The following is a 25,416-nucleotide window of genomic DNA, read 5'->3' as shown; positions in this document are numbered from 1 at the left end:
TTCCATGGAGATATGGAAGATATAAAGGTTGGAACTTGCTATTAATTGTCTGAGCCCTGCTCAAATGCGCACTGCTAATTATTTCGTATACAAATGCTTCATTAGCTCCCTGTTTTTTTTAATAAACAAGTCATTGTGCGAAGAAACCATCCCATGCGCGCTGGCATCAGGCATCACATATTGTTTTGCTTGGTTCACCGCATTCGCGGCATCTTGGAACGCCCCCGCAATCAAATGCAATTTTCCTTCATGATGCAAAATATCGCCCGCTGCATAAATGCCCTGGATCGACGTTTCACTCATCGGAGTTCCGGAGATCCAGTAATCCTTCCGTTCCAGCTTAATAGCACTGTTCGCCAGCAATTCTTTGTCTCGTTCGTAGCCATGATTGATAATGACCTCATCTACGCCCAGCTCAAATATGGTCTCTTCCATATTATTTTTCAGCACGACCGTCTCGATCCTCTCATGATCGGCTGCTGCGATTAGCTTTTCAATCGATGTATTAAGCAGGCATTGGACAGAGCTGTTTCCAAGGCGCGATATTTCGGCTTCATGTCCTTTCAGAACATCCTTCCGATAAGTCAAATACACCTGCTTGGCAATCGGCTCCAGTTCATTCGCCCAGTCAATGGCTGAATTACCGCCACCTGAGATCAACACGATCTTCTCTTTAAAGCGTGCAAGAGATTTGACCGTATAATGCAAATTTTTGACCTCGAATCGTTCTGCACCCTCGATATCCAGTTTAATCGGTTTGAGGATTCCTCCTCCAACAGCCAAAATCACGGTCTTGGAGCAATGCGTCTGGTTGGAGGCTGTATGTAGAACATAGTTGCCTGCTTCATCATGGGAAATGGAGGTGACCTTTTCTCCAAGTACAACCTTCGGCTGGAATGTCATTGCTTGGGCGACTAATTGTTCGATCAGTTGCGAGCCTGGAACAGGCGTCAAGCCTCCTATATCCCAGATCATCTTTTCCGGATAAACATGGACCTTCCCGCCAAGGAAGGGCTGGAATTCAATCAGTTTCGTTTTCATTTCACGCAAGCCGCTATAAAAGGCGGCAAACAATCCAGCAGGGCCACCGCCAACAATCGTTACATCATATATTTCCTTGTCATTCATCGTACACTCGCCTCGCTTCTTTTGACTCCATCCATTACTTATCTAGGTGCTGCTGCAAGCTTTCCAAGAACTTGATTCGGCTGTAAGCAGGTCCACCTTCCAGAAGTGGATTAACCACATTGACAAAGACCTGCTTCTCTTTAAATGCTGTCATATTTTGGATAACAGGATTCTTTTTCAGGTCATCAAATGCATTTTGTGCCTCTTGATTTTCATTCGTAGAATATTGTACAAATAAATAATCTGGGTTCATTTCCCCCAACTGTTCGACAGAGATTGCTTCTTGCGTTTTTGCCAAGCTAATCTGTTTAGGGACCTCCAGACCCAACTCGTTATACAAAACCGGATTAAAGTAGACATCCTTCGGGTATACGAAGGCTTGTGCTCCCCGAATTCGGATTGCGGCTACTTTTTTACCTTTAAGCTTCTCTTTTAACGATGCCTTCACGGCTTTGATATCTGTTTTGTATTGCGCTAGAATTTTGTCTGATTCTGCCTTCTTCCCCGTTAATTCTGCCATTAGCTCCAAATTTGCCTCCCAATCGGTAGCAATATGGGATATCAGAATTGTCGGAGCAATTTTCTCTAATTTGTCCTGCACCACTTGTTGAAACTTGGTGGAGCCTAAAATAACGTCAGGCTTCAATTTCAATATTTTCTCAAAATTCGGTTGCTGTTTCTCACCGATTGATTCCGAATTGCTTGTTATCGAAGCAAAAATATCGGGAAACTTTCCTCCTATAGATATTGCCCCTGTTGGATGAACATCAAGGACAACCGCATCTTCCATCGCTTCCATCGCCCCGGTAATGACAATCTTTTCGACCTTTTGTGGGACGGTATACTTTTCTCCAAGATACTCTACTGTTCTCGTGTCAGCATTTCCTGTATCCTCAACTTTCGTATTGTTTCCAGAGGTTGTGCTTGATTGATTCGACTTGTTTCCTCCTCCGCATGCAGCCATAACAAGCATGAATAATGCAATCAAACTCATGAGCATTAACTTTCTATTCATCTTTCCAGAACTCCTCTCAAATCGTATATTGTAGTCGTTATTTCATCCCCATATGCTCACGCAAGGTGAAACCTGTATATTCGCTCCTAAACAAGCCATGTTGAGCCAGCATAGGTACTAATTCGTCAAAAAACAATTCCAGTGATTGTACCGAGCCCGGTAGAGCAATGAATCCGTCCAGGGCACCCGCTTCAAACCACGTAGTAATTTCTCTTTGTGCATCCTCAACCGTTCCCACGACCACCCAATGCGCCGATCCGATGACCTCGGGCCTAGATAACAGCTCTCTTACGGTAGGCTGATGTTGTACAATCAACCTGCGCAGCAAATCAGCATGTGTCTGACTACGTACCGGCTGATCGATCCCTTGCAGCAAATCGGCAGTAACGGGTTGATCCAAGGGCAGATGACGAATATCGAGACCCAGAATTGATTGAATCGCTGCATAGCGATGTGCAGTGCTCAGATGGGTATGCGCCTTCCGATGTAACTCACGCGCCTCGTCACGCGTCTTACCTAAGAAGAAATACAAACCGGGTAGAACACGAACCGCCTCCCGCTTGCGGCCATGCTCCCTTGCTCGATTCCTCAGATCTTGCCGTAATTCGATGCCTGAGGCGATGTCAGGGGTCGCTGCAAAAATAGCATCCGCGGTCGAAGCGGCAAAATTCCGCCCCGATCCCGAAGCACCGGCCTGAAACAAGGGGATCGATCCCGACTTATGGGTTGGCAAATTGAGCGGGCCTTTAATATTGAAGAAATCACCGTCATGATTAATGGGGGAAATCTTCTCCCTGTCAGCAAATTGTCCCGTTGCGCGGTCGGTGATCAGCGCCTCATTCGGATAACTCGCCCAGAGCTTGCGTACAACATTCGTAAATTCCATCGCTTTCGAATATCGTTCTTCTGAGGACGGCATGGGTGAATTGCTGAAATTATCTGCGCCGTCGATAGAAGTGACAATATTCCAGCCGGCACGTCCGTTGCTGATCCAATGCAAAGACTGAAGCTGTCTAGCCACCACATAGGGCGGGTTGAACGTAGTCGAGGCGGTTGTAACAAGTCCGATCCGATCCGTCTCACTAGCAATCGCGGCAAGCAGAACTGTTGGATCGAGGCCGCCAAAGCCAGGCGATCGGTCCAATGCCTCTGTGTTGAGAAGCAACGCATCAGGCTTAAAAAGAAAGTCAAGTCTGGCCTTCTCTGCTCTCTTCGCCAGCATGACATAAAAGTCGCTCGAGTATATGTGTTCTACCCTGCTGTCGGGATGCTGCCAACCCTTCCCTTTCATCCAGGTCGTTGACAAGGACAATCCGATACAAAGTTGTCTTTTTTCATTCAAGTCTACCACCTCCCTGCCGTTGCCAAGCACATTAACTGTTATATATCTCTGCAACAGTTAATAATGATAATCATTATCAGTTAATAGTATAGCAAGGACCTCATAAAATGCGAATACACAAATGACGAATGTAATATGCATTATTATCTAATCTGGGCTGACTGAATACTGGAGAAACTGACGAACTTCAATGGCTGCATGAAGGTTGCACTAATGAGTTAGGCTGCTTTGGTTGTAGAAGACATCGTTTTGAGGTGAAAAATAAGGCTACTACTACAGATGATGATCCAATTTAGAGATGTATGCGCTGGGAGACACACCGAATTTCCTTTTAAATACTCTGCTAAAATATAACGGATTGGGATAGCCGACAGTCACAGCAACATCACGGATCGGAATATTGCCTGCCTTAAGTATTTCACGCGCTCTTTCCATACGATACTGGATCACATAGTCAATCGGGTGAAGTCCGGTATATTTGTGAAAAAAGTATGAAAAGCTTTTGGGATTCATATCATACAGTTCTGCTAGATCTTGAAGTGTCAACGGATTCATATATTGCCCACTAATGTAAGCAACGGCTTCCTCAATGACTCTTTTGCTTGGAGAGCTATCTCTATCTCGCTGATTACAGCCCATCAGAACTTGATACATGATGCGTAGGAATAACTCTTTGACACGAAGTTTTCCCATCCCGCCTGGTGTACGAACATTCTGATGAAGCATGGTCAGTAATTCTATTACTCTCGGATTGGCTCCCGATTCCAACTTGAAAGGCGTATCACATTCAGATTCCTTATCAAGGTCCAAGCTATAGAAAAGCGAATGGTACTCGTACTCTGATTGTCCGATAACTTGCAGGCCAAGCTGACTGCCTGGCGTTACATGCAATACTGATCCTGGATGCAACTCGTAGGCCATTCCATTCACACTTATTCTAGCTTCCCCGCGAATGGTAAAAAGAAAGCCATGCTTTTCCATCTTAAACTCACGCAATGTACTATTAGGCTGGATGACTAAACGATAGACATCTTGTATGTCAAAAGAACCACTAGCAAATAAGTTGGCTAATTTATCTCCATCTGTCAATGTACTGCACCTGCTTCCTCTTCATGTATTTTAAATAGTAATTTACCCCTATTACTTTATCATACGCTTAGCACGCCCCAAGAGGTAGAAATAGTGAAAGTCGAAGCTTTTTTTTATATCAATAAAATTGGATAGTGAAACATCAAAAGCTTAATAAATATGCTATAGAATAAAACATAGCTCCCTTTGAGAAGAGTAATTTCATAGGTTTTATGAAGTGGAATATTCATATTTACCTGATCATAAGTTTTTTAATATCATTTCAACAGAATATCGATGGAGTACTTTTAAGTTCCTTGTTACCAGACCTTACAGTTAACATAAAATGATTCTATCTAGGTATTTAACGACTCTTCTTTTTCTATGCTCTAATTTCTTAACATAACCTTAAAAAATGCAAATGGTTTCTTAATTTCCGTTAATTCCCTTCACATCTACTGGGGATTGCTGTACCATATGGAAGTGATCTTCTGTTTTTTACGTATCATGGTATTCATTTTTCAATTAAATATAGAACAGACATTATATAAGGAGGGGTAGCGTGGGAAAAGTTTTAGAGCTAAACAATGTATCCAAGACTATCCGTGGGAAAAAGATTGTTCAGGATTTAAGTTTTTCTGTGCAAGCTGGTGAAGTGTTTGGATTCCTTGGACCAAATGGAGCAGGGAAAACGACAACCATTCGTATGATGGTTGGTCTTTCTCCTATCACATCTGGCGATATACTGATTAAGGGGCATAGCATTCAATCTTCTTATCAGCATGCCATTCGCGATGTGGGTGCCATTATTGAAAACCCAGAGATGTATAACCATTTAACGGCTAGACAGAACCTGGTTCACTTTGCGAGAATGAATGGAAAAGTGGATGAAGAGCGAATTGATGAACTCTTACAGCTTGTCAGTTTACAGCATGTCAAAAATAAACGGGTACGCACGTTTTCACTAGGGATGAAACAAAGACTTGGGATTGCACAAGCATTAATCCATAAGCCGAAGTTACTCATTTTAGATGAACCGACGAATGGACTTGATCCTGAAGGCATACGTATGATTAGAGATTACTTGAGAGAGCTGGCAAAAGAAGAAGGTTTGGCAGTGATCGTTTCAAGTCATCTCATGTCAGAAATGGAATTAATGTGTGATCGTTTTGCCATTATCCAATCTGGAAAATTGATTGCAATAGAGGATCAGCGTGTAACCGAAAAAGTGAATGCGTTGACCAATTATCGTCTGAAGGTTAGTCATGAACAATTAGAAGTAACAAAGCAACTGATCGAAGCATTTGAAGATGGAATTCATGTGAGGGAAGAAGGAGAGTATCTATTGTTTGCTTTACAGGAGGCAAACATGCCAAAACTGATTCGACATCTCAGTCATGAATCAGTTGATATTTATGAAGTGAAAGTCGAGAAGCAAACACTAGAAGACAAATTCTTGAGTTTAACAGGTAAAAAGGAGGCAACCGTATGATACGCCTCGTTCAAAACGAATGGATGAAGATTAGTTACAGAATTGGCACATGGATCATGGTCGCCCTTCTGCTTGTTGGTATGATTGGTACACTGATTTTTGCAATCAAAACAAAGCCATCGGATGAATCTTTATCAACAAAAGAGTGGAAAACGGAACTACAAATCCAGAATGAAGTAAATAAAAAAGAGTTAAAAGAAACTGAATTTACGTACCAAAAACGAAATTTAGAAAAGCAAATTGCTGCAAATGAATACCGTTTAAAGCATGATCTGCCGCCAAAGGATGCACTCGGAAGTGATGCATGGACGTATGTAAAGTCAAATGTAGGTCTGCTCCAACTGGTTGGTGTATTTGTCATTATCATTGCGGCAACGATTGTTTCTAGTGAATATAAAAATGGTACAATCAAATTACTATTAATTCGTCCGCCTTCAAGATTTAAGATACTGATGTCAAAATACATAACAGTTCAGCTATATTCTTTATTATTAGTCGCTGTATTGTTTATCATGTCATTTATCTTAGGTGCAATCTTTTTTGGTTTTAACAGTCAATTTGTGGATCTGGCTTATCATAACGGTGAGATTAGCGAGCGTTCACAGGTTGCGAGTATGCTGTATTACTATTTAGCAAGCTCAGCACAGTTCGTGGTACTCGGTACACTTTCTTTTGCGATTTCAACTGTTTTTAGAAGTGAAGCGATCTCAATTGCCATCAGTGTCCTTGCCTATATTGTTGGGGGAACGGTGACTAGCTTATTGCTGTTTTTCTTCGATTGGGGAAAATACTTGTTATTCGCAAACGATCCTGCTCAATACTTCATGGATGAAGTTCCGCTTGCAGAAGGCATGTCATTAGGTTTCTCATTAATTGTAATCAGCGTATACTGGCTTATTTTCTTGGGAATCGCAGTGTTTATTTTCCAGAAACGAGAAGTGAAAACTGGTAGTTAACTAAACTTATTTAGGAGGTTTTACTGTGATAAAACGTAAAGGCGAAAAAGTGATGGGGATTATCTCCATCGTTCTTAATTTGATTGGCATAGGTTTTGGAGTGATCCTGCTTTCATTGGATGCGTCCGTTTATGATCAAATCAATGAGGTTTTAAAAGAAGAAGGTGAAATGATTCCGATTGATACCTTGAATGCAGAAGTGATAGCATATGGTTATAAATACATGATAGCTTCTGGTATTGCAATGGCTTTAACATTGGGCGGAATCTTTTTCTTAAAGACAGATCGTCGTGCAACAATATCCGGCATTTTATTCTTAGTGGCTGCTGTTACCCTTGTCGTTGGTACTTTCATGATGGCTTTCGCTCCAATGGTGTTACTCTTCATCATAGGCTTGATGGCATTACTCAAAAAGCCAAAGACTGAAACACCTGTCAATGAATATCCATCTTAAGCAAATATCATTTAGAATCAAAAAGACATGCACCTGTTGATGCATGTCTTTTTGGTTTGTTTTAAATAATCCCCATCATGATGGCAATCGTCACTAACAGAATACTGAAGCCCCACATCCAGAAAAACGAATACCGAATGTGTTTCCCCATGTCTACGCCGGCTAGACCGACGGCGAGCCATACAGCAGGTGCAAGCGGGCTGACAAATGTACCGATGATGTTTCCGATCATCATGGCATATGCGGATGAAGTGCCAGATACGCCAACCTCTGCCGTAATAGATTTCACAATCGGAAGTAAAGCATAGTAATAAGCATCCGTACTTGTTAATATATCTAACGGTACTCCAAGAAATCCTACAATGATGTGCAAAAATGGTAGAAGAAAAGCAGGTAAAATATAAATACTATCTACAGCAATAGCTTTCAACATACCGGTTCCTTCGAGAATACCTAAAAACGATCCTGCTGAAAAGATAACAGCAGCCATCACCAAAGCACTGGGTGCATGTACTTTAATTCGATCCATTTGTAATTTTACATTCGGATAGTTGATGAGTAGTGCAAGAGATAGCCCAATCATGAAAGTATAGCTTGCAGGTATGTAATTCATCACTAGGATGGTAACAACAGCGATGAATAAAATTAAATTGACCCAAATCAGATGATAACGCTTTAAGGAGGCATCTCCAGTTTCGCTAATAGAATTAACGGCACGTTCCCAATCGTCTCCGTCTAATGAGACAGCCGCGACTTCTCTTGCGGCGACTTTCACTTGAATTCGTTTTTGCTCTCTTTTCCCAAGAATAAAGGCCATACCGAGTACGAGAACAACCCCAATGAGCTGTAGAGGGATTAATGGTACCCATAGTTCAGATGGGCTCATATTTAATACACTTGCCGCACGTCCAGTCGGACCACCCCATGGAATCATGTTCGTTAAGCCTGCGCTTGTACCGATTAATAGAAGCAACAAGTACGGACTCATATGTAATTTTTTATAAAGCGGAAGTAGTGCAGGAACCGTAAGTAGGAAAGTAGTAGCTCCTGCCCCGTCTAAATGGGCGATAATGCCGATAGCCGCTGTACCGACAGCAACTGTCACAACATTCCCTTTGGTCACCTTGATTAAAGCTTTGATTACAGGTTCAAAGAACCCTGTATCTTGTAAAATGCCAAAAAATAAAATGGCGAAGATAAACATGGTCGCCACTGGCAATACTTTTATAATCCCTTCTTCAAAAAACGTCTGTAATTCATTAAAATTGAAACCAGCAATTAAAGCCCCTATCAATGGCACCATCACCATTGCGACGATTGGACTGGCTTTCCCCCAAATAAGTAATACAACAATCGTTAAAATAATCAACAACCCAACAATCGTTAACATAAGCCCCTCCCCCTATAAATAAAACGTTTACATTTTTTTGTCTAAATCCAATAATAAACAATACAGTCAAAACTGTATGTGAAAAAATAGTATCAAAATTAGGAGGGACAGGCAACCGCTTTCATACCTATATAATGGTATATAAGGAATGGAAAACCAATGTTTATGCAGACTGAAAGAATTTTAAAAATTTATATAAAATAAAATGTATTATGAGAAAGACCTTTGATTGTCGATATAACATAAAAAAATAGAAAAATATTAATAAAAAGAAATATATCCCAAAATAAACTAATCTTTTTGGCTTGGTAATGAAAAAGGCGCCCATGTAGGACGCTCATCTCCAGAAGATGTTATTTTTGAACCCAAAAATAGGTGGCAGCCATTAAAAGGACTAAATATAGAGCAGCAAACAATCGATACAGTCCTTTTTGTTGTTGAAAAGGTGGATTTATCAAAGTAACTAAAACTGTCGGACCGAATAAAGTGATCAGAAAATATTTATAATCAAAGAAAAATGTACAGATTGATAAAAGAATTGAAAAATAGAATACGATCATGAATGATGTATCTATTTTATTCTTCAAATTTTCATTCTCTTCTTCGTTATGATCAAGTAACTTATCTATTTGTTTTTTATTAAAAAACATATGGACCCCCTACTAATAGTTTTTTTAGTAAAAATGGAGTTAATAATGCTTCAACGATAGCTGCAAGTATTGTAAGGAGAGATATCAACACTAAAAAGAATAGAGCATCTATCAAAAACCATTTTTCGGAAAAGTGTTTACCTCTAACCTTCATATAAACGAAGTCTAATAATTTAAAACCGAGTGCCCCAGATAAGACCATAGCAGGGATCTCAAATAACCCATGAGGTAACAAAGCAGTGAGAATAAATAAGGTGTCATTACCGTTCTCAATACTGTGAAAAGATGATAGGCTGACTAAAAATCCATTCATTAATAACAGGACAGATGTGAAAATGCCAAAAGTAAACATGGTGAAAATTAAGAACAAATTGGCTAAATAATTATGTTTGAAAAAATCTAAAACAGTCATGTTTTGAGTACTCTCCATACTGAAACCAGGAAGAATATCATTGAACAAACCACCAAGAATCAACCCTATAATGTAAAAAGAGCTTGCCATGGTGAGAATACGGACATTTCTTTTTGCTATCTGTTTCATCTGATTTGTGCATCCATATCATGAATAATGAGATCTTCAAAGTCAGCTATTTCTTTTAAATGAATATATTCTTTTAAAATATTCCCATTAATTAATATGCCAACTTTATCACAGAGTTGTTGCGCAATATTGACAAGGTGAGTAGACATGATCACAGATTTCCCCTGTGAAGCATATTGCTTTAGAAAACACTTCATCATTTTTGTCGTTGGAGGATCAAAAGCACCCAATGGCTCGTCTAAAATCAATATTTCTGGTTCGTGTATAATTGCTCCCGCAACAGATAATTTATGCTTCATCCCAAAGGAAAAAGTAGAGATCATGTCATTTTCCTGATCTCTTAGATTGAATTGAGTGAGTAAGGAATCGATTTTATGATCTTTTATTTCATAAGGGATCTCCTGAAGATCTGCAACAAATTCAAGGTACTCTCTAGGTGTTAAGTAATGATAAATAAAAGGTGCATCTGGAACATATCCTATATCTTTAAGGTAATCTGACCTTCCATTTTCCAAGGTCTTGCCTTTGACAGTAATTCTACCAGTATGAGGTTTTACGATACCTAGAATGCATTTCAAAAGAGTAGACTTTCCAGCTCCATTTGGACCTAATAATCCATATACTTGACCTTTTTCTATTTTTAAATGAATAGAATCAAGAACGAGTCTGTCTTTATATTTAAAAGAGACGTTATCTATATTCATGCTTTCATCTCCCAATTTTTAGTCCCAATCCTTTTAATCCAGAAGTAATAAAAGAACCCTATTGCAATCATAAATAAAGTTGTAGCAAGAAAAATGACGAAAAAGAAAATCTCTTTATTTATTATATGAAATGAAATGAGTACACCGGTTATGCCATATAATTGAAGGTTAAATGCCAAAAGGATACCTAAAATAGTATGTTCAAAAAAAGAAGCTTTGACAGATGAACCGATATCATCAACATTTTCCCAATCCAATCTTGGATATAAGAATGTTCCAATGATTTGTCCAACCCCAATGATAATACTTATAGAATTGATCATCACGAACAAGATGAACTTTGTCATGAAATCTAAATGGAATATCAACAATATACACAAAAATAGTGTATTCATTAAAATGAGAATGACAGATAAGTGCAATAAAGACTTACCTGCAATCAATTTAAAAATGGAAGCCCCAGAGTTTTTATAAATATATAAATTTTCACGTTCTGCGTCTGCGGAGGTGATTCCTAACAAACCATCTCCTAAAAGAGACACATTATATGTAACTGCAAATAATACAGGATAGATCACAAAAAGGTCTGAGAAATCAAACCATCTTTGGTTAAGACATAGTCCAACTAGCACGCCTATTTCTACTGCGATCATATTGCAAGCTAGCATTAGACGTTTTTTAATTGTGAAATTGGCACGCATTAAAGCGATAAAATCTTTTTTTAAAATAGCCAAGTTTTGTCTTGGTAGCAACTTTAGTAAAAATCTAAAAGAAATTTTCAATTGATGAACGCTAGGAATCGAGTTAACTGGTATCGTCTCTTTTACGTCAATCACACGGAAAATCAATTGATATGAGATGAAAAGGAAGACACCACCTAAAAGCACATAACTGAAAGAATAAAGAGCAAATGATTGTACATTGCTTAAGGACAGCTTCATCCAATTAGTTGGAAGCCATTGGACGGTAAAGAGCATATCTAAATTGAATTGGTTTGTAAGATTCATAATGGCTTCAAGCATGTCATGATGATAAAAATATGTAAGACCGAGCCATCCAAAAAAGGTAGCGGATATAGCTGATAAACAGACAACCAATAGAAACGAAGATAAACTTTTCATCCAAGAATTAATAACTGTATGCAAATATTTAGAGTAGATAATATATATAAGTGCTGAAAATAGACTTGTTAATCCGACTACGAAAATGAGAAATGAAGGAAAAAATAGTATTGAAAAGATTCGTTCATATGGATGTTCAGTTAGAAAAAAGAGAATAGGAAACAATAAAAAAGACATTTTAAAAAAGACATTTAAAAAAATTGTGGTGAAAAAACGAGCTATTAAAATTTTTTTAGGATTCGTTTTTAACGTATATAGAAGAAGGTAATCTTCAGGATACGCATATCGATGCATGATATCAGTAGATGATTTCAAAAGATTTAATACAAAAATGAACACAATAAAGTTAGTGCCTATGTGCAGTATGTAAGTTGGCACCTCTGTTAAAAAAAGCTCCGAGATTTGAAAAAGAATAAATAAATAGACTAAGAAGAATGGTAAAAACACAAATAGAATCTTATTTGATTTAAGAAGGTTTTCGCTTGAAGGGAAAAAATAAATGAATCTATTCAGTGTTCTTCTGTAAGTGAGTTTAAAATTAGCAATTAGTACCCTTTTATTAAGCATGGGTATAGTCCCCCTGAAAAATAGGGAATGAGGAGTATAAAACCCTCCTCAACCCTTAAGAATTATTAAATTACCATTCAGCTGCGTATTTTTTTCCGTATTTTTTAGCTAGGCTTTTCGCTGTAGCCACCATTGCAGCTGTCACTAGACCAGCCCCACCCAAAACAACAGCTAGTAGGCTAAGAATAGTCAGTACATCACCTGTTGTTAAAATAATGCCGATAGCCGCATAAGCCGTTTTTTTACTTATACCTAAGTTTGTAGCAAGATCTAAAGCAAATTGGTTACTTGCACTCAAATCAATAGAAGCTAAATTTGTGAAAACACCTTCAGAAGACCCCATAAAGAAAGTCGCAATTGTTAGAAGACACAAAACACCAGTTACACTTGCTATTTTGAAAATATTGCTGTTTTTTACTTTCATTATTGTATCACCTCCTTTTAGTTTAAAAAAATAAACTAGTTGTTAAAAGTGAAATAATACCTAACGATATTGTAATACTAATGATCGTCATACTTTTCTTAAGAGAAAGTTGGTGTATTTCTTTTAAAGCGACACAGCCTAGAATCGTAGACCACCAAAAAAAAGGATCATATATAATGTTCATGATGATATCAAGTGGCATTTGAGTTTTCGGATAAATAATAGAGAAAGCAAAATCACTATCCCAAAAAAAGGTGAATACAATTAAGATAGTGAATTTTAAACCTATGGGCATGATAGAATAAACAAAACTAGGGAAAAATGTCTTTGCAGTTGCAGTTCCGCCAAACAATATTCCGATTATATGTAAGATAAAAAAGCTAATAAGAACCATAGAGGTAAATTGGATAATTCCTAAAACGAATGTAATACTCAATATGAGATGACTGATATCACCTGTATACTCAATATCGTTTTCTCTAAAGGAATCATTAATTAGAGATGAGATTGTTGGGAATATCGCTAAATAAAACCCTAAAAATAGACATAATATGGAGAGAAAAACTAGCCAGGAATGACGATAGTTCTTTTTTCTAGAATTGGTATAGATAAAAAAATCAGTAGGAGAAAATATGAAATTATGAATAATGGTGATGAAATTGATTTTTGTTCCCATACACGCTCCTTATGTATATTAATGTTATTTTTGTATGTTAATGTAATTTAAAATACCATATTTTACAATGTTTGATCAAGGGGGCATTTTCAATATTCATGTTTTGATAGGTTTTATTGATCTGTAAAAAATGAATTCTAATAGGAAAGAGCACCTATTACAGGTGCTCTTTTTTTTCTATCTTTTTAATATAAAATAGTCATAGGTTCCGAGAAGTAGTTGATTTGATATGCTCTGTCCAGTCAACATATCTTTGTAAACATCACCCGTTGCTAGAGATACAGTTTGTTCTTCCTCTGTAAAGTTCATGATAAACAGATAATCATGTGTGCCATCTGTTCGTTTTTGAATGCTGACACCTTCTGGAATGGAAGAAGAGACAAGGGGTTTAAGGCCAATGTCTGCAATTAAACCCCCGTAAAATTCATCATAAAAGGCTTGCTCGTTTTCAGAAGCCATATAATAGGCTTTTCCTTTTCCGATCGCATTGACGGTTAGTGCCGGCTCACCGTCATAGCAGCCATTTTTATAATGTCCTAGAACAGAGGCTGTTTTTGGATGAATTCGTTCGCAATATTGTTCGATGTGATAGGTGCGGCCATTGTCAAGCGTCAGCATGTAATGTTCATCTGGCATTAATGTGTTGATTTCTTCTGCCCAAATGCCTAGTACATCTCGAAGTGGTCCTGGGAAGCCACCGAGGAAGCAGAGGTCGTGTTCATTGACAATTCCACTCCAATACGTTGCGATAAATGTACCGCCAGCTTTGACGAAAGCTTCAATTTTTTCTGCAACTCCTGGCTTCAGCATATAAAGCATAGGGCCTATTAGTACACGATAGGATGAGAAGTCTTTTTCCATCCCAATGACGTCCACTGGAATGCCCTTTTTCCAAAAGCTTCGATAGTGGGTCTGGCAGGCTTCAACATACCGCTTGTTTGTATTATTTAAGCATTGTGCATCGTCAATCGCCCAATGGTTTTCCCAATCATATAAAATGGCGACATCTGGTTGTACGGATGTACCAGCAATCGGCTGTAGCTGTTCTAGTTGCTTCCCAAGATCTGCGACCTCTTGGAAGATGCGTGTATGCTCATGCCCAGAATGATCAACGACTGCACTATGGAATTTTTCAGAGGCGCCACGCCCTTGTCTCCATTGGAAATAGAGAACTGAATCAGATCCATGTGCAATGGCTTGAATGGCAGATAGGTGTGCCATACCTTTATGTTTTACCTTATTGGTCTCATGCCAGTTGACCATACCCGGCGTGCTCTCCATCAAAAGGAAAGGCTGACCATCTTTGAGTGACCGATAGAGATCGTGGACAAAGGCTACATTGGAGGCAAGCTCTGCTGTTGTTTCTCTACCGCTATGCCACGCAGGATAGCTATCCCAAGAGATGACATCAACTTCTTTTGCAAATTGATGATAATCTAAACCAAGGAACGGCCGCATATGCGGGTAATTCCCCATGAAGTTTGTTGTAATCGGAATCTGCGGTGTTAATTCACGGATTGGTTCAATTTCATTTTGATAAAAATGAATGGTTTGTTCTGTCACAAATCGTTTCCAGTCTAGATTCATGCCGTGAACCATACTTTCTCCATGAGGAGCTGGCGATTCAATCTGTGACCAATCGCTGTACGTATGACTCCAGAATCCTGTCCACCAAGCTTCATTTAATGCTTTAAGGTCATGGTTGTATTGTTTTTTGAGATAAGCTCTAAATGCATCTTGGCACAAATCACAGTGACATTCACCGCCGTATTCATTGGATATATGCCACATAATCAGTGCTGGATGATCATGGTAGCGTTCAGCTAGCAGTCGGTTGATTTTTTTTACTTTTTCCCGATAAACGGGTGAGGTAAAGCAGTGGTTATGTCTCAAACCATGTAAATTGCGTTTTCGATTTGCTTCTACTCTCAGTACCTCTGGGTATTTTTGTGAGAGCCAAGCGGGTCTTGCACCGCTTGGCGTGGCAAGAATCGCATGAGCTCCTTGCTCTGCCAATCTGTCCATAATATCATCTAGCCATTCAAAATCGTACTCACCTTCTGTTGGCTCTAGCTTGCTCCAAGCAAATATGTTCACAGAAAATGTCTGACAGTGTGCGAGTTTCATGAGGCGAAAATCTTCATCTATGATTTCTGGCATATGGAGCCATTGATCTGGGTTATAGTCACCTCCATGTAAAAAGCCTTTTACGTTTGGATGCACGAGAGGATAGCGTTCTCCCATACTTATCACGTCCTTTTCTATTTCTCTATTTCATTCACGGTGTCATTTGTTTGAAAACATCAAGGGAAGGCAGGGCTTTTCCATTGAAATCAAACATGGCTTGGTTTTCCCATGCGTTTCCAATCGTGCCGGTTGTTTGAATGTAGGTCAGACCATATTGACTTGACCATGGTGCACCCTTTGCAGGAATCCAAAGCGGTTCCCAGTAAAAGAAGCCCTTACCCCGATTGTTTCTTACGTTAGATACTTGCTCTGCCATGTCTCGAATATAAGTGGCTTGACCTTGTGGTGAAGCTGGATAACCGACAGTTTTGACAGATTCCTCATTAAATGTATTAGCGAGATTGTCGCCATTTGCAGTTGTAAATCCATAGGCAGTTTCAACAACAATTACATCTTTGTTATAGCGGGCACTGATGTCGTTCATATTGGTCGACAATCCGCTGAATCCGCCATCCCAATATGGATAGTAAGATAAACCGATCGTATCGAATGCTACGTTGCGTTTTGTGATCTCATCAAACCACCAGCGGAAGGCTCCATTGTCACCACCATGTGCTAAATGAAGCATGATGTTGATCTTTGAATCTACGGATCGGACTGCATTTGTTCCAGCTCTTAATAAAGCGGCTAGGCGATCAAATTCTCCGCCACCTTCACCCCAGCTTTTCCCGTTTGGCCACAGCATGCCGGAATTCAATTCGTTCCCGACCTGTACCATATTTGGAAGTGCATTTTGTGCTTTAAGTGTATTCAGAACATCCTTTGTGTATGTCCCGACTACTTTTTCTAAATCACTTTGTGATAAGGATGCCCAAGCTTTTGGTTTAAATTGTTTGCCTGGATCTGTCCAAAAATCACTGTAATGGAAATCAAGGAGGATTTTTAAATTCAATGCTTTTGCTCGTTTGGATAATGCAATCGCCGTATTTAAGTCGTTCGTTCCTCCGTTATAAGCGCGTCCGCTGGTGTCGTAAGGGTTATGCCAAAGTCTGATTCGAACATAGTTGACCCCTTTGTCTTTTAATAGCTTGAGTGAATCGACTTGGTTTCCATTCTGATCATAGAATCGACCGCCGCTTTTTTCGACTTCGGCGAGCATGGAGATGTCAGCCCCTTTGATAAAATCACTTTTCAGTCCATTGATGGGTTTGACGGAGATGGTATCTGCCGCTTGCGCTTGCGGTGGCACTCCTAGTCCAATCATAAGCAGAACAACGACACACATAATCATCCATTTTTTCATCTTGTCTCTCCTATCCTTTTGTCCCGCCCTGCGTGAGACCGGAAACAAATTGTTTTTGTAGTACAAGAAACAACAAAGCGACTGGAATCGCAATGAGTAATGCCCCGGCTGCAAAGGTCGTGTAGCTGGCTCCCATTTTGTCTGAGACGAGATTGTATAGACCGATTGGGAGCGTATACATTTCGGGTGAGCGAACAATGACGCTTGATATGATGAAATCACCAAGAGGTCCGGTAAATGAGTTAATCGCAACAACAGCTAAAATGGGTTTGGCAAGCGGCATGATAATTTGTAGGAAAATCCTGAAGTGTCCTGCGCCATCTATTCTGGCGGATTCGTCAAGATCCTTAGGAATGGCATCAAGGTAACCTTTCATTAAATAGGTATTCATCGGAATTTGTCCACCTGCATAAATCAAAATCAATGCCAAATGGCTGTTAATGAGGCCAAGCATTTGTGCAAGCACAAAGATCGCAATAAGCGCTGAAAATTGTGGAATCATTTGCAAAAGTAAAAAGAGCATCAAACCATTCTTACGCCCTTTAAACCGAAAACGTGAAAAGACATAGCCAGTGAAACTAACGAGAATCAGCGTTAAAATCATTGTCGCTATACTAATTTTCATAGAGTTCATATACCACTTTGCATAAAGCGCCCCGTCACCAAAAAATAATTCAGTGAAATGGCTAAAGGTTGGATTCTTTGGGAACATGGTTGTACTCATTAGGCTATTCCCTGGGTTAAAGGATGCCCCAATTACCCAAAGCAGTGGATACACAATGCAGATGGAGGCGATCAAAAGAATGAGATAGGTGATACTAAGACGGACGAGTTTTTTCTGTTTTGATCCCATATCACATCATGTCCTCCTCTTTGAATGAACTGGTCTTTTTGAATTGCCATAACGCAATGGAAATAACAAATAAAGAAAGCAAAATGGTGACCGCCGCAGCAAGGGCATACTGAGAAGATTGCATCGTCAGCTTATAAATCCAGGAAACAAGAATATCCGTACCTCCTGCAGTTGAGCCGGCAACAGGTGGCCCTCCACCGTTAAATAAGTAAATGATGTTAAAGTTATTAAAATTAAATGTGTACTGCGTAATTAAAATCGGTGCGATGGAATAGAGCACCAGTGGCAATGTAATGGAGCGGAATTTATGAAAAAAGTTTGCACCATCAATAGTAGCCGCTTCATATAAATCCTCTGGAATCGCTTGCAAGACACCCGTGGTCATAATGAAAACAAACGGAAAACCAAGCCATGTTTGCATGACAATCAGTGCAATTTTGCTCCAGAAAGGATCTGTGAGCCAAGGTTTTGGATCAATACCAATAGAGGCTAGCAAAGTATGATTGATCGCACCAAACGTGTCATTAAACAATCCAGCGAATACTAAAATGGTGACAAATCCAGGTACTGCCCACGGTAAAATCAAAATCGTTCTAAAAAATCGTTTTCCTTTTAAATCCTTTTGATTGAGCAATACGGCAAGAAAAATGCCTAGAGTGCATTGGAGGGTGGTGGCGACTAACGTCCAAATAACCGTCCAGCCAAGCACGTCGATAAACGTATCCCGCCAAATGTCGATAGTGAACATGTTCTGAAAGTTCTTTAAGCCGACCCAATCAACAAGGTTGGCAGGCGGTGAATGGTATAAATCATAGTTTGTAAACGCTAGCGCAAAGCTAAACATGATAGGAAAGACAACAGAGAAAAGAAGTAAAAAGAATGCGGGAGAGCTCATTAAGTATGGAAAGCCTTGCCCGAGTAGTTGGTGATATTGCGCCCTGATGGAACCTAGAGCGATCCCTCGATCCCGTTTTACTCCGTTTACATAAGCATCACGTATCATGAATATGTAAAATCCAATGCCAAATCCTGCTGTGAGCAGTGCAATAATCCCTTTAGCTAAGAGAAAAATAGAGTTGTCACGCGGAAGCATCGTGCCAAGTGTAAAAAGTCCCCAAAATCCAATATTAAACAAATCATAAAACACGATGAGAAAAGAGACTCCGAATAAGAAAAAGAGCGCCCCTTTGCCGTACTGTTTAAGATATATTTGCCCCATACCGGGTATAACGGAGAACATTAGCGCCCGTCTCCGATGTGTTTTAGATTCGACTGTCTGTGTGCGGTCTAGTTCAAGGTTACCCGTCATGTCTAACACCTACTTCATGTATGAATTGTAATTAAGCACGGGCAGTCTGTATGATATGTCAAGATTGCCCGGCTATGTCACGTTATTTAGAATGATTTGCTTTAATTTGTGAATCAATGGTTTTGACAGCGTCATCCAGCGCTTTTTTCACATCTGTGCGATTCGTTGCGATAAGACGAAGGGCACTATCAATCGGTTTCCAAACTTCGTTCAATTCAGGATTGTTTGGTGTCAGCGTGGCGTATTTCGTTTGCTTTGATACCGCACTTGCATTTGTGTTTTCGGTGATGATCGGATCTTCCATCAATTTTTTCACTGGTGGGATTTCCTCTGTGATTTCAAAGCGTTTTTTCGAGTTATCATAGTTTGTTAAAAATTCGATAAACTGCTCAGCTAGTTCTTTGTTTTTAGAATAAGAGGAGATGTTATAGCTTTTAACACCTAAGAAAGAGCTCATATGCTTACCGTTCGGCAGTGTTGGCAATTCTGACACACCGTATTGAATGCCAGCTTCTTTATAAGGACCAAATGACCACGGACCAGAAATAACAGCTGCTGCCTTTTTCTCTGTAAATAAAGAGTTGAGCACGTTAATCCCTTGCTCGCCAATCATCCCTTTTGGAAAGAGCCCTTCCTTAAAGAATTTTTGAATGTACTTTCCACCTTCAATGGCCCCTTTGTTATTTAAACCGATGTCTTTTACATCATATGAGTTGTCTTTTCCTTGCTTGAAAATATAGCCTCCATAACCACCTAACACACTTTGTGCATAATAAATTTCATCCCATTTTGCGATGAATCCATATTTGTCGCCCTTTGTCATGCTTTTAGACAGATCGTACCAGCCATCAAGGGTGTCAGGTGCTTTTTTTACAAGGTCTTTATTGTAGAAAAGGACTGTGGTTTCAACTGATTTTGGTAAACCATACAGCTTTCCGTCCACAGTTTGTGATTGGATAGATTCTTTCGTGAATGTATCAGTGACTTTCTGAGCTGGCTTAAGTTCTTGCAACAGGCCTTCAGTCACAGCAGTGCCAATTTGATCGTGAGGAGTGGTGATGACATCAGGGCCTATACCTGCTGCACCATCAAGACGGAGAGCTTCAAGTTGATCAGCATATGCTTTTTCAACGACTTTAATTTTCACATCATGACTCTTTTCAAACTCTTTGACAGCGTCTTTAATGCCGTCTGACTTTTTCACGTCCTCCCAAACTAGCAAGGTCTTTGTACCTGTAGTGGTCGATTGTGTATTGCTCGTGTTGTCATTTCCTGGTCCGCATGCTGTTAACAAAAGTGTAGCAGTGGCAAAGACTGCCGCGATTTTCGACCATTTTGCTTGATTCATAGGTATTCCCCTCTCGTTCTATGTTCAAAGTATTTAAGAAAACGCTTTCTTAATGTGAGAATATCAAGTTGAGTAAAAAAAGTAAACACATTTTATTAAATTAATTAAGTAAAATATTTTACTGATTGTGGGTGAAAAGAAGCCCTCCTCGTGAAGGATGGGCTTCTTGTGTTTATTTTGTACTTTTTCGGAAAACAGGCTCTGAGGCAATAAGCACTGTTTTGGATAAAGTTCTACCATCCACAAGTCTTTCAAGTAACAGGTCGACCGCTGTCTCACAAAGCAGTGATGTATGGATGTGATAAGTCGTCAATGGCGGGGACACATATTGCGATACGTGAATGTCATTGATACTAAATAAACTCACGCGGTTTGGTAAAGAGTAGTCGCGCTCATTTAAAGCCTGTAAACAGCCAATGGCGAGAGGATCACTTGCAATGCAAAAGGCAGTTGGCAAATCATCTCCAAGATCATCAATGGCTTTCATCATTAAAGAGTAGCCTTCATTTACTGAAAATTGATTACCGATATAGATAAAGCGTTCATCAAACATGCCGAGAGATGCTGTGTATTGATGAAAGGTGGTTTCCCGAATGTCAGGAATACGTGTATTCGTATCAAGGTCAATATTGTTGCCGCCAATGAATCCAATAGCCTCATGGTTCTTCTCTCTAAAATGATCCACAATCTTTTCAACAATTCGTTTCAAGTTGGGCTTAACGGAGTCGAATCGTTCTTCATCTGGTGATGTATCAATAAAGACGACATGTTTTGTAATGGAATAAAGGTGGTCCAATTCTGATTTTCTAAAACGTCCGATTGCAATGATTCCCTCAGTCATAGGATCAATGGCTTTTACGCCATCCGCAGGTGTGTAAGCGGTAACATTTAAGCTGCGAATGTTGGTCTGTTCTTCAATACCAAGACGAATTGACTTAAAATAAATATCTTCAAGTTCTTCTTTTTCTGTCATCCAATAAAGAAAGGCGATTTTTTTTAAAGAATGCTTAAATGTTTTCTTTTGATAGGACAAAGCTTCAGCCGCTGCATAAACTTTCTCTCGTGTTTGATCCGTTACAGATAAAGTTGGATCTTGATTGAGCACCCGAGATACAGTGGCAATGGATAGCCCTGCTTTTTCAGCAATGTCCTTCATTTTTGCTGCCAAGTCAGCACCTCCTGTTGGAATATCTCTCTACAGTATAGGTGCTTTAAAAATATTAGTAAATATTTTTATTAAATACTGTAGTGAAGTTCTTTTCTTTACGAGGGAGAGAATCATTAGTAAAATATATGTAATGAAAGAGATGGATTAAGATTTCTGATAGGAGAGGGACAGATGTATTATGATGCATTGAAGACGTTTGTGACAGTGGTAGAGGAGAAGAACTTCACAAAAGCAGCGAAATCACTGCGTATTTCTCAGCCGAGCGTCAGTCTTCATATTAAAAACTTGGAGCAGGAATTTCAGACAGTTCTGCTTAATCGCTCACCGAAGCAATTAACGGTGACACCTACAGGGGATATGCTGTATCATCGTTCAAAGCAAATCATTCGTCTGTATGAACAAGCGAAGCAGGACATTTATGAGCATCATCATCTAGCAAGAGGGAAGTTAACCATAGGGGCGAGCTTTACGATAGGGGAGTACGTACTGCCGCACATATTATCAGAGTTTCATCAATTGTATCCAGACGTTGATATTGAAGTCGTGATTGATAATACTGAAGCCATTGCCAGACATGTTCGCCTGTTTCATGTAGACATTGGTTTAATTGAGGGACAGACCAATGACAAAGAGCTGTCCGTCGAAACCTTTCTAGAGGATGAATTGTACATCGTTGCACCTCTTGATCATCCGTTTGCTAAAAGAAAGGATGTGACCATCGACCAGCTCCAAAACGAAACGTGGATAACGAGAGAAAAGGGATCGGGTACAGGTGAATATTTACAGCATGTATTGAAATCAAACGGGTTAAAGGCAAGAACTTTCGTCACCTTTAGTAGCAATCAAGCCATCAAAGAAGCAGTGATTCATGGCATGGGCCTATCGGTTTTATCTAAGTACGTCCTGCAAAGAGGCAGTATTGGTGGAGAACTAACCGTTATTCGTGTCAGAGGGATGGATTTTAAACGGAAATTCTCGTATATTGAGTCACCAATGACGGGTGGGAATAAAAATAAAGAACTATTGGTTGAGCTGTTGAAAAAGGAAAATGCCCGCTGATCAATTAAGGCGATCAAAAAGACGTTCCTTACATCATGTAAGAAACGTCTTTTTTTTATAGTCCTTTGATTTTCAGTTCGTCCACTGGGAAGAAAATCTCACCTGTGTCTGTATATTTTATATTCACCTCATCGCCTTCTTTTAAATAGATGACGAGCGGCTCTTTTTCAGATGACATTGTGTAGTTTTTCCCATCATTTAATAGGAAGGAAACAACAGTGTAGTCACCAGTTTTTTCTTTATATACCCGTTTGATTTTACCAGTTGTTTCTTTCTTTTCTTGCTTAGACGTACCATTTACGGTACCCCCGCCTTTTTGTAGTGCGGTTTTATAAAGCTTCAATGCTTCATTTGGGGTAGATCCATAAGCCGTAATTTCGGGATTCGCCGCAGACACAATGAAATAGTTTTGTAGGAAGCCATTAGAATCCAGTACTGGTGTTAGCCAGCTTGCTTCACCATAGAAATTATAGAGAATTGGCATGCGACCCTTCCATTTTTTCTCGATAAAGCGTTTTTCAATAATTTGCAATGCTCCTTGGGAATCCATATAAGATTCTTCAAGATTACCTGTGTAGTAAGTTGCTTTTCCTGTTCGGGCATTTGTCAGAGAGTACCCGAGCATGGAATCAACGCCCTCTTTCGGGCTTGTGAAATCCGTAAAGTAGTACATATCTCCGCTTGCATCAAATACTGGACTCACATTTGCTTCTGTTCCTTCATCAGAAGGCAGCTTCACATCCGATTTTCCAAAAAGACTATTCCAAAAACCGTGTACATAGTTACCAAAGTAGCTGTTTTGCAAGCTGACAGACTCTGGTGAAACAGCTCCGTCAATAAAGGATGGTGTTTTGTCTAGGGAATAGTGCTTCGTTTCTCCACTTTTTGCATCGACAACCACAACGCCCGCTGCTTTAAAGCCATTCCGTGCAGAAATAAAGTCACCATACGTTTGCACGTAATAAGGTTTTCCTTCGTCATTAATTTCAAGCTGTGATTCACCATAAAAGATCAGATCAGGATATTGAAGGCGGATGTGCCGCTCAATTTCCTTGTTGAAATAAGAGGACGGTGTATAAACCATTTCTGTTTTAATAAACTTTGGATTAGCAGACGAATCTGTGGCACTTAATGTAAAGTAACCAGGTGTGCTGCCTGATCTTATCCATTTAAAGAAATCGGAAAATTCAACAGGGGCAATATAGACATACTCGCCATTGACCTTTTGAATTTGCAGACTGCCAAGCTCATAGTAGCTTGTGTTAGGCACTTGTCCAAATGATTTCTTCATTTTGTTCCGAGCGAATTGAGGTGGCACACTTGCAGGTGTTTCCGTTTCGTCAAAAGGTTTGATTTCGACTTTTTGTTCCATTTTAGACACGTCGAATTTTTCATTTGCATTAAAGAGAAAAGCACTTGCCATATAAATGCCAAGTAAAAGGAAAATGAGAAATAAAACACCTTTTACTTTTCGCTCCAATCCAGAAGCAAAAAAAGCACCAACGGCAGAAACGATTAAACCAATGAGCCAGAGTGATGAGAGATTACGATCTAAATTTGTGATGTAGTAAAACCCAAAAATAATGAGAGTGAAGACCGCAGCAAGTCCAACAACCCAACTAACAGGTACTTGGTTTCCTTCACCTTTTTTCTTTGTGACCAGCCTAAGTGGTGTAAGGATAAGGGTTAGAATAATACCGATGATCAACGAGAATAACAATATATAACCCACAACAAATCTCCTTTCAATGAAAGCTTCTTTTAGTATATACGAGCGAAACATGAAAAAGATTCACACGGTGATGATTGCCGAAGAAATCAGCGATGGGATGTGAAAAACTTGTTTAATCTAACTGAATAAAATATGGACCGCAATCGGTTTCGTGTGTCATAACAAATGTCCATTTGTAATTCCAATCCATTACATAAATATCACTATAATACATATGGTCTTCGATATATGGTAGTTTTTTGATTGGAAGTGTATTTGCGTTTTCAAAAAGATAAGCTTCGTCAATAAATTGATAAAATATTGTGCATTTATGCTTTGATTGATTAAGAAATGCTGTTATTGCTTCATCCTTCTCAAGGCATTTAACCTTTTCCCAGCTACATAAGTGCCACAGAAAATGATCCATCCAAATCTCTTTTTGTTCTTCTATTGAAAGATGACTTGCAAAACTTTCACGCCATTTCCCACGTAAATAGTTTCCCCATTTCGGTATTTCAATTTTATTTAATTGTTTATTTCTCATATTATTAAAATTCCCCTTTACCATTAGATGAACCGTTAAAAAACAATATCTTTTAGCCTCAAAGTTTTTGCGGTTTCCCAAGTACCGTGAACACTAGCTAAAATAAGCATTGATTTTTTCTTACTTAAATCGTTTTCGGTCCTTTTTATCATTATCACAATTATTCTTTATTTTAAAGGTTGAGTTTTTTTATGTTTTGTTCTGTTGTGTATTATTGATTTATTTACCATATACTTAAAAATAGTTTTTGGATTATGTTGTATGTCAATAAATTGATTTATAGAGTAAATACTATTACATATATCAATAAAGGATTAAAATGGAATTTTATGTTTTGAAAGAATGTTCACATATCTACTCATTTCTCAATTATGCTATGATTTAAAGCAGAATGATTGGGAAAAGG

General features: G+C 39.1%; 23 protein-coding genes and 1 pseudogene. 4 read left to right on the top strand and 20 right to left on the bottom strand.

Annotated features, from left to right (window positions below; all coding sequences use genetic code 11):
- Positions 1-78: 78 nt before the first annotated feature.
- The 4 genes from ACQKEZ_RS09625 to ACQKEZ_RS09610 all read right to left on the bottom strand — a co-directional run bounded on the left by ACQKEZ_RS09625 (position 79) and on the right by ACQKEZ_RS09610 (position 4,406).
- On the bottom strand, positions 79-1,128 hold the full coding sequence (locus ACQKEZ_RS09625) for an NAD(P)/FAD-dependent oxidoreductase (protein ID WP_427300219.1): 1,050 nt from the start codon (positions 1,126-1,128) through the stop codon (positions 79-81).
- Positions 1,129-1,162: 34 nt separating this feature from the next.
- Positions 1,163-2,143, bottom strand: coding sequence for an ABC transporter substrate-binding protein (locus ACQKEZ_RS09620; protein WP_427300217.1), 981 nt, complete (start codon positions 2,141-2,143; stop codon positions 1,163-1,165).
- A 37-nt stretch (positions 2,144-2,180) separates the two neighbouring features.
- Positions 2,181-3,485 carry an NtaA/DmoA family FMN-dependent monooxygenase gene (locus ACQKEZ_RS09615; protein ID WP_427300215.1) on the bottom strand — a complete coding sequence of 435 codons (1,305 nt, stop codon included), beginning with the start codon at positions 3,483-3,485 and terminating at the stop codon, positions 2,181-2,183.
- Between the two features lie 273 nt (positions 3,486-3,758).
- A complete protein-coding gene (locus ACQKEZ_RS09610) occupies positions 3,759-4,406 on the bottom strand; it encodes a helix-turn-helix transcriptional regulator (RefSeq protein ID WP_427300213.1) in 648 nt (215 codons plus the stop codon).
- 709 nt (positions 4,407-5,115) lie between these two features.
- Between ACQKEZ_RS09610 and ACQKEZ_RS09605 the strand changes: the two genes are divergently transcribed.
- The 3 genes from ACQKEZ_RS09605 to ACQKEZ_RS09595 are packed head-to-tail and all read left to right on the top strand — an operon-like array spanning position 5,116 to position 7,455.
- Positions 5,116-6,045, top strand: coding sequence for an ABC transporter ATP-binding protein (locus ACQKEZ_RS09605; protein WP_427300211.1), 930 nt, complete (start codon positions 5,116-5,118; stop codon positions 6,043-6,045).
- A complete protein-coding gene (locus ACQKEZ_RS09600; RefSeq protein WP_427300209.1) occupies positions 6,042-7,001 on the top strand; it encodes an ABC transporter permease in 960 nt (319 codons plus the stop codon). Before ACQKEZ_RS09605 ends, ACQKEZ_RS09600 begins: the two co-directional genes overlap by 4 nt.
- 25 nt (positions 7,002-7,026) lie before the next feature.
- Positions 7,027-7,455: a DUF4064 domain-containing protein gene (locus ACQKEZ_RS09595; RefSeq protein ID WP_427300207.1), complete on the top strand. Its 429-nt coding sequence runs from the start codon at positions 7,027-7,029 to the stop codon at positions 7,453-7,455.
- Between the two features lie 61 nt (positions 7,456-7,516).
- Here the strand turns inward: ACQKEZ_RS09595 and ACQKEZ_RS09590 are convergent, their stop codons facing one another.
- The 13 genes from ACQKEZ_RS09590 to ACQKEZ_RS09530 form a co-directional block, all read right to left on the bottom strand.
- Complete coding sequence (locus ACQKEZ_RS09590) at positions 7,517-8,845, bottom strand: CitMHS family transporter (protein WP_427300205.1); 1,329 nt, start codon at positions 8,843-8,845, stop codon at positions 7,517-7,519.
- 353 nt (positions 8,846-9,198) lie between these two features.
- Positions 9,199-9,495: a methyltransferase gene (locus ACQKEZ_RS09585; RefSeq protein WP_427300203.1), complete on the bottom strand. Its 297-nt coding sequence runs from the start codon at positions 9,493-9,495 to the stop codon at positions 9,199-9,201.
- Entirely contained in the window at positions 9,485-10,036 is a 552-nt protein-coding gene (locus ACQKEZ_RS09580) for a stage II sporulation protein M (protein ID WP_427300201.1), read from the bottom strand. The genes ACQKEZ_RS09585 and ACQKEZ_RS09580 overlap by 11 nt, the downstream gene beginning before the upstream one ends.
- Positions 10,033-10,740, bottom strand: a complete 708-nt coding sequence (locus ACQKEZ_RS09575; RefSeq protein WP_427300199.1) for an ABC transporter ATP-binding protein — start codon at positions 10,738-10,740, stop codon at positions 10,033-10,035. The genes ACQKEZ_RS09580 and ACQKEZ_RS09575 overlap by 4 nt, the downstream gene beginning before the upstream one ends.
- Entirely contained in the window at positions 10,737-11,861 is a 1,125-nt protein-coding gene (locus ACQKEZ_RS09570; protein ID WP_427300197.1) for a hypothetical protein, read from the bottom strand. The genes ACQKEZ_RS09575 and ACQKEZ_RS09570 overlap by 4 nt, the downstream gene beginning before the upstream one ends.
- Before the next feature lie 637 nt (positions 11,862-12,498).
- Positions 12,499-12,852 carry an uberolysin/carnocyclin family circular bacteriocin gene (locus tag ACQKEZ_RS09565; protein ID WP_427300195.1) on the bottom strand — a complete coding sequence of 118 codons (354 nt, stop codon included), beginning with the start codon at positions 12,850-12,852 and terminating at the stop codon, positions 12,499-12,501.
- A 22-nt stretch (positions 12,853-12,874) separates the two neighbouring features.
- Positions 12,875-13,528 carry a YIP1 family protein gene (locus ACQKEZ_RS09560; protein WP_427300193.1) on the bottom strand — a complete coding sequence of 218 codons (654 nt, stop codon included), beginning with the start codon at positions 13,526-13,528 and terminating at the stop codon, positions 12,875-12,877.
- Positions 13,529-13,705: 177 nt separating this feature from the next.
- Positions 13,706-15,772, bottom strand: coding sequence for a beta-galactosidase (locus ACQKEZ_RS09555; RefSeq protein ID WP_427300191.1), 2,067 nt, complete (start codon positions 15,770-15,772; stop codon positions 13,706-13,708).
- Positions 15,773-15,806: 34 nt separating this feature from the next.
- Positions 15,807-17,018: a glycoside hydrolase family 53 protein gene (locus ACQKEZ_RS09550; protein ID WP_427300189.1), complete on the bottom strand. Its 1,212-nt coding sequence runs from the start codon at positions 17,016-17,018 to the stop codon at positions 15,807-15,809.
- Between the two features lie 10 nt (positions 17,019-17,028).
- Positions 17,029-17,871, bottom strand: coding sequence for a sugar ABC transporter permease (locus tag ACQKEZ_RS09545; protein ID WP_427300187.1), 843 nt, complete (start codon positions 17,869-17,871; stop codon positions 17,029-17,031).
- A 1-nt stretch (position 17,872) separates the two neighbouring features.
- Entirely contained in the window at positions 17,873-19,180 is a 1,308-nt protein-coding gene (locus tag ACQKEZ_RS09540; RefSeq protein ID WP_427300185.1) for a carbohydrate ABC transporter permease, read from the bottom strand.
- Between the two features lie 82 nt (positions 19,181-19,262).
- Positions 19,263-20,528 carry an extracellular solute-binding protein gene (locus tag ACQKEZ_RS09535; RefSeq protein ID WP_427300183.1) on the bottom strand — a complete coding sequence of 422 codons (1,266 nt, stop codon included), beginning with the start codon at positions 20,526-20,528 and terminating at the stop codon, positions 19,263-19,265.
- A 172-nt stretch (positions 20,529-20,700) separates the two neighbouring features.
- Entirely contained in the window at positions 20,701-21,696 is a 996-nt protein-coding gene (locus ACQKEZ_RS09530) for a LacI family DNA-binding transcriptional regulator (RefSeq protein ID WP_427300181.1), read from the bottom strand.
- Positions 21,697-21,867: 171 nt separating this feature from the next.
- Here ACQKEZ_RS09530 and ACQKEZ_RS09525 point away from each other — a divergent pair, with 171 nt between their 5' ends.
- A complete protein-coding gene (locus ACQKEZ_RS09525) occupies positions 21,868-22,755 on the top strand; it encodes a LysR family transcriptional regulator (RefSeq protein WP_427300179.1) in 888 nt (295 codons plus the stop codon).
- A gap of 55 nt (positions 22,756-22,810) precedes the next feature.
- Here the strand turns inward: ACQKEZ_RS09525 and ACQKEZ_RS09520 are convergent, their stop codons facing one another.
- The 3 genes and pseudogenes from ACQKEZ_RS09520 to ACQKEZ_RS09510 form a co-directional block, all read right to left on the bottom strand.
- Positions 22,811-24,487 (bottom strand): hypothetical protein, encoded by a 1,677-nt coding sequence (locus tag ACQKEZ_RS09520; protein ID WP_427300177.1) that lies wholly within the window; start codon positions 24,485-24,487, stop codon positions 22,811-22,813.
- Positions 24,488-24,599: 112 nt separating this feature from the next.
- Complete coding sequence (locus tag ACQKEZ_RS09515) at positions 24,600-25,010, bottom strand: DUF4275 family protein (RefSeq protein WP_427300175.1); 411 nt, start codon at positions 25,008-25,010, stop codon at positions 24,600-24,602.
- Positions 25,011-25,045: 35 nt separating this feature from the next.
- Positions 25,046-25,156: pseudogene (locus tag ACQKEZ_RS09510) on the bottom strand (IS1595-like element ISSpps1 family transposase); the annotation flags it as partial.
- Positions 25,157-25,416: the final 260 nt, after the last annotated feature.

The sequence above is a fragment of the Bacillus sp. NPDC077027 genome (assembly GCF_050269555.1).
Lineage (GTDB): Bacteria > Bacillota > Bacilli > Bacillales > Bacillaceae > Bacillus.
This window is presented reverse-complemented; position numbering and strand designations above follow the sequence as displayed.

Coding starts and splice junctions, on each gene's coding strand:
- ACQKEZ_RS09625 (WP_427300219.1), bottom strand. CDS start 1,128: ATGAATGACAAGGAAATATATGATGTAACGATTGTTGGCGGTGGCCCT.
- ACQKEZ_RS09620 (WP_427300217.1), bottom strand. CDS start 2,143: ATGAATAGAAAGTTAATGCTCATGAGTTTGATTGCATTATTCATGCTT.
- ACQKEZ_RS09610 (WP_427300213.1), bottom strand. CDS start 4,406: ATGGCCTACGAGTTGCATCCAGGATCAGTATTGCATGTAACGCCAGGC.
- ACQKEZ_RS09600 (WP_427300209.1), top strand. CDS start 6,042: ATGATACGCCTCGTTCAAAACGAATGGATGAAGATTAGTTACAGAATT.
- ACQKEZ_RS09590 (WP_427300205.1), bottom strand. CDS start 8,845: ATGTTAACGATTGTTGGGTTGTTGATTATTTTAACGATTGTTGTATTA.
- ACQKEZ_RS09585 (WP_427300203.1), bottom strand. CDS start 9,495: ATGTTTTTTAATAAAAAACAAATAGATAAGTTACTTGATCATAACGAA.
- ACQKEZ_RS09580 (WP_427300201.1), bottom strand. CDS start 10,036: ATGAAACAGATAGCAAAAAGAAATGTCCGTATTCTCACCATGGCAAGC.
- ACQKEZ_RS09575 (WP_427300199.1), bottom strand. CDS start 10,740: ATGAATATAGATAACGTCTCTTTTAAATATAAAGACAGACTCGTTCTT.
- ACQKEZ_RS09570 (WP_427300197.1), bottom strand. CDS start 11,861: ATGAAAAGTTTATCTTCGTTTCTATTGGTTGTCTGTTTATCAGCTATA.
- ACQKEZ_RS09565 (WP_427300195.1), bottom strand. CDS start 12,852: ATGAAAGTAAAAAACAGCAATATTTTCAAAATAGCAAGTGTAACTGGT.
- ACQKEZ_RS09560 (WP_427300193.1), bottom strand. CDS start 13,528: ATGGGAACAAAAATCAATTTCATCACCATTATTCATAATTTCATATTT.
- ACQKEZ_RS09555 (WP_427300191.1), bottom strand. CDS start 15,772: ATGGGAGAACGCTATCCTCTCGTGCATCCAAACGTAAAAGGCTTTTTA.
- ACQKEZ_RS09550 (WP_427300189.1), bottom strand. CDS start 17,018: ATGAAAAAATGGATGATTATGTGTGTCGTTGTTCTGCTTATGATTGGA.
- ACQKEZ_RS09545 (WP_427300187.1), bottom strand. CDS start 17,871: ATGGGATCAAAACAGAAAAAACTCGTCCGTCTTAGTATCACCTATCTC.
- ACQKEZ_RS09540 (WP_427300185.1), bottom strand. CDS start 19,180: ATGACGGGTAACCTTGAACTAGACCGCACACAGACAGTCGAATCTAAA.
- ACQKEZ_RS09535 (WP_427300183.1), bottom strand. CDS start 20,528: ATGAATCAAGCAAAATGGTCGAAAATCGCGGCAGTCTTTGCCACTGCT.
- ACQKEZ_RS09525 (WP_427300179.1), top strand. CDS start 21,868: ATGTATTATGATGCATTGAAGACGTTTGTGACAGTGGTAGAGGAGAAG.
- ACQKEZ_RS09515 (WP_427300175.1), bottom strand. CDS start 25,010: ATGAGAAATAAACAATTAAATAAAATTGAAATACCGAAATGGGGAAAC.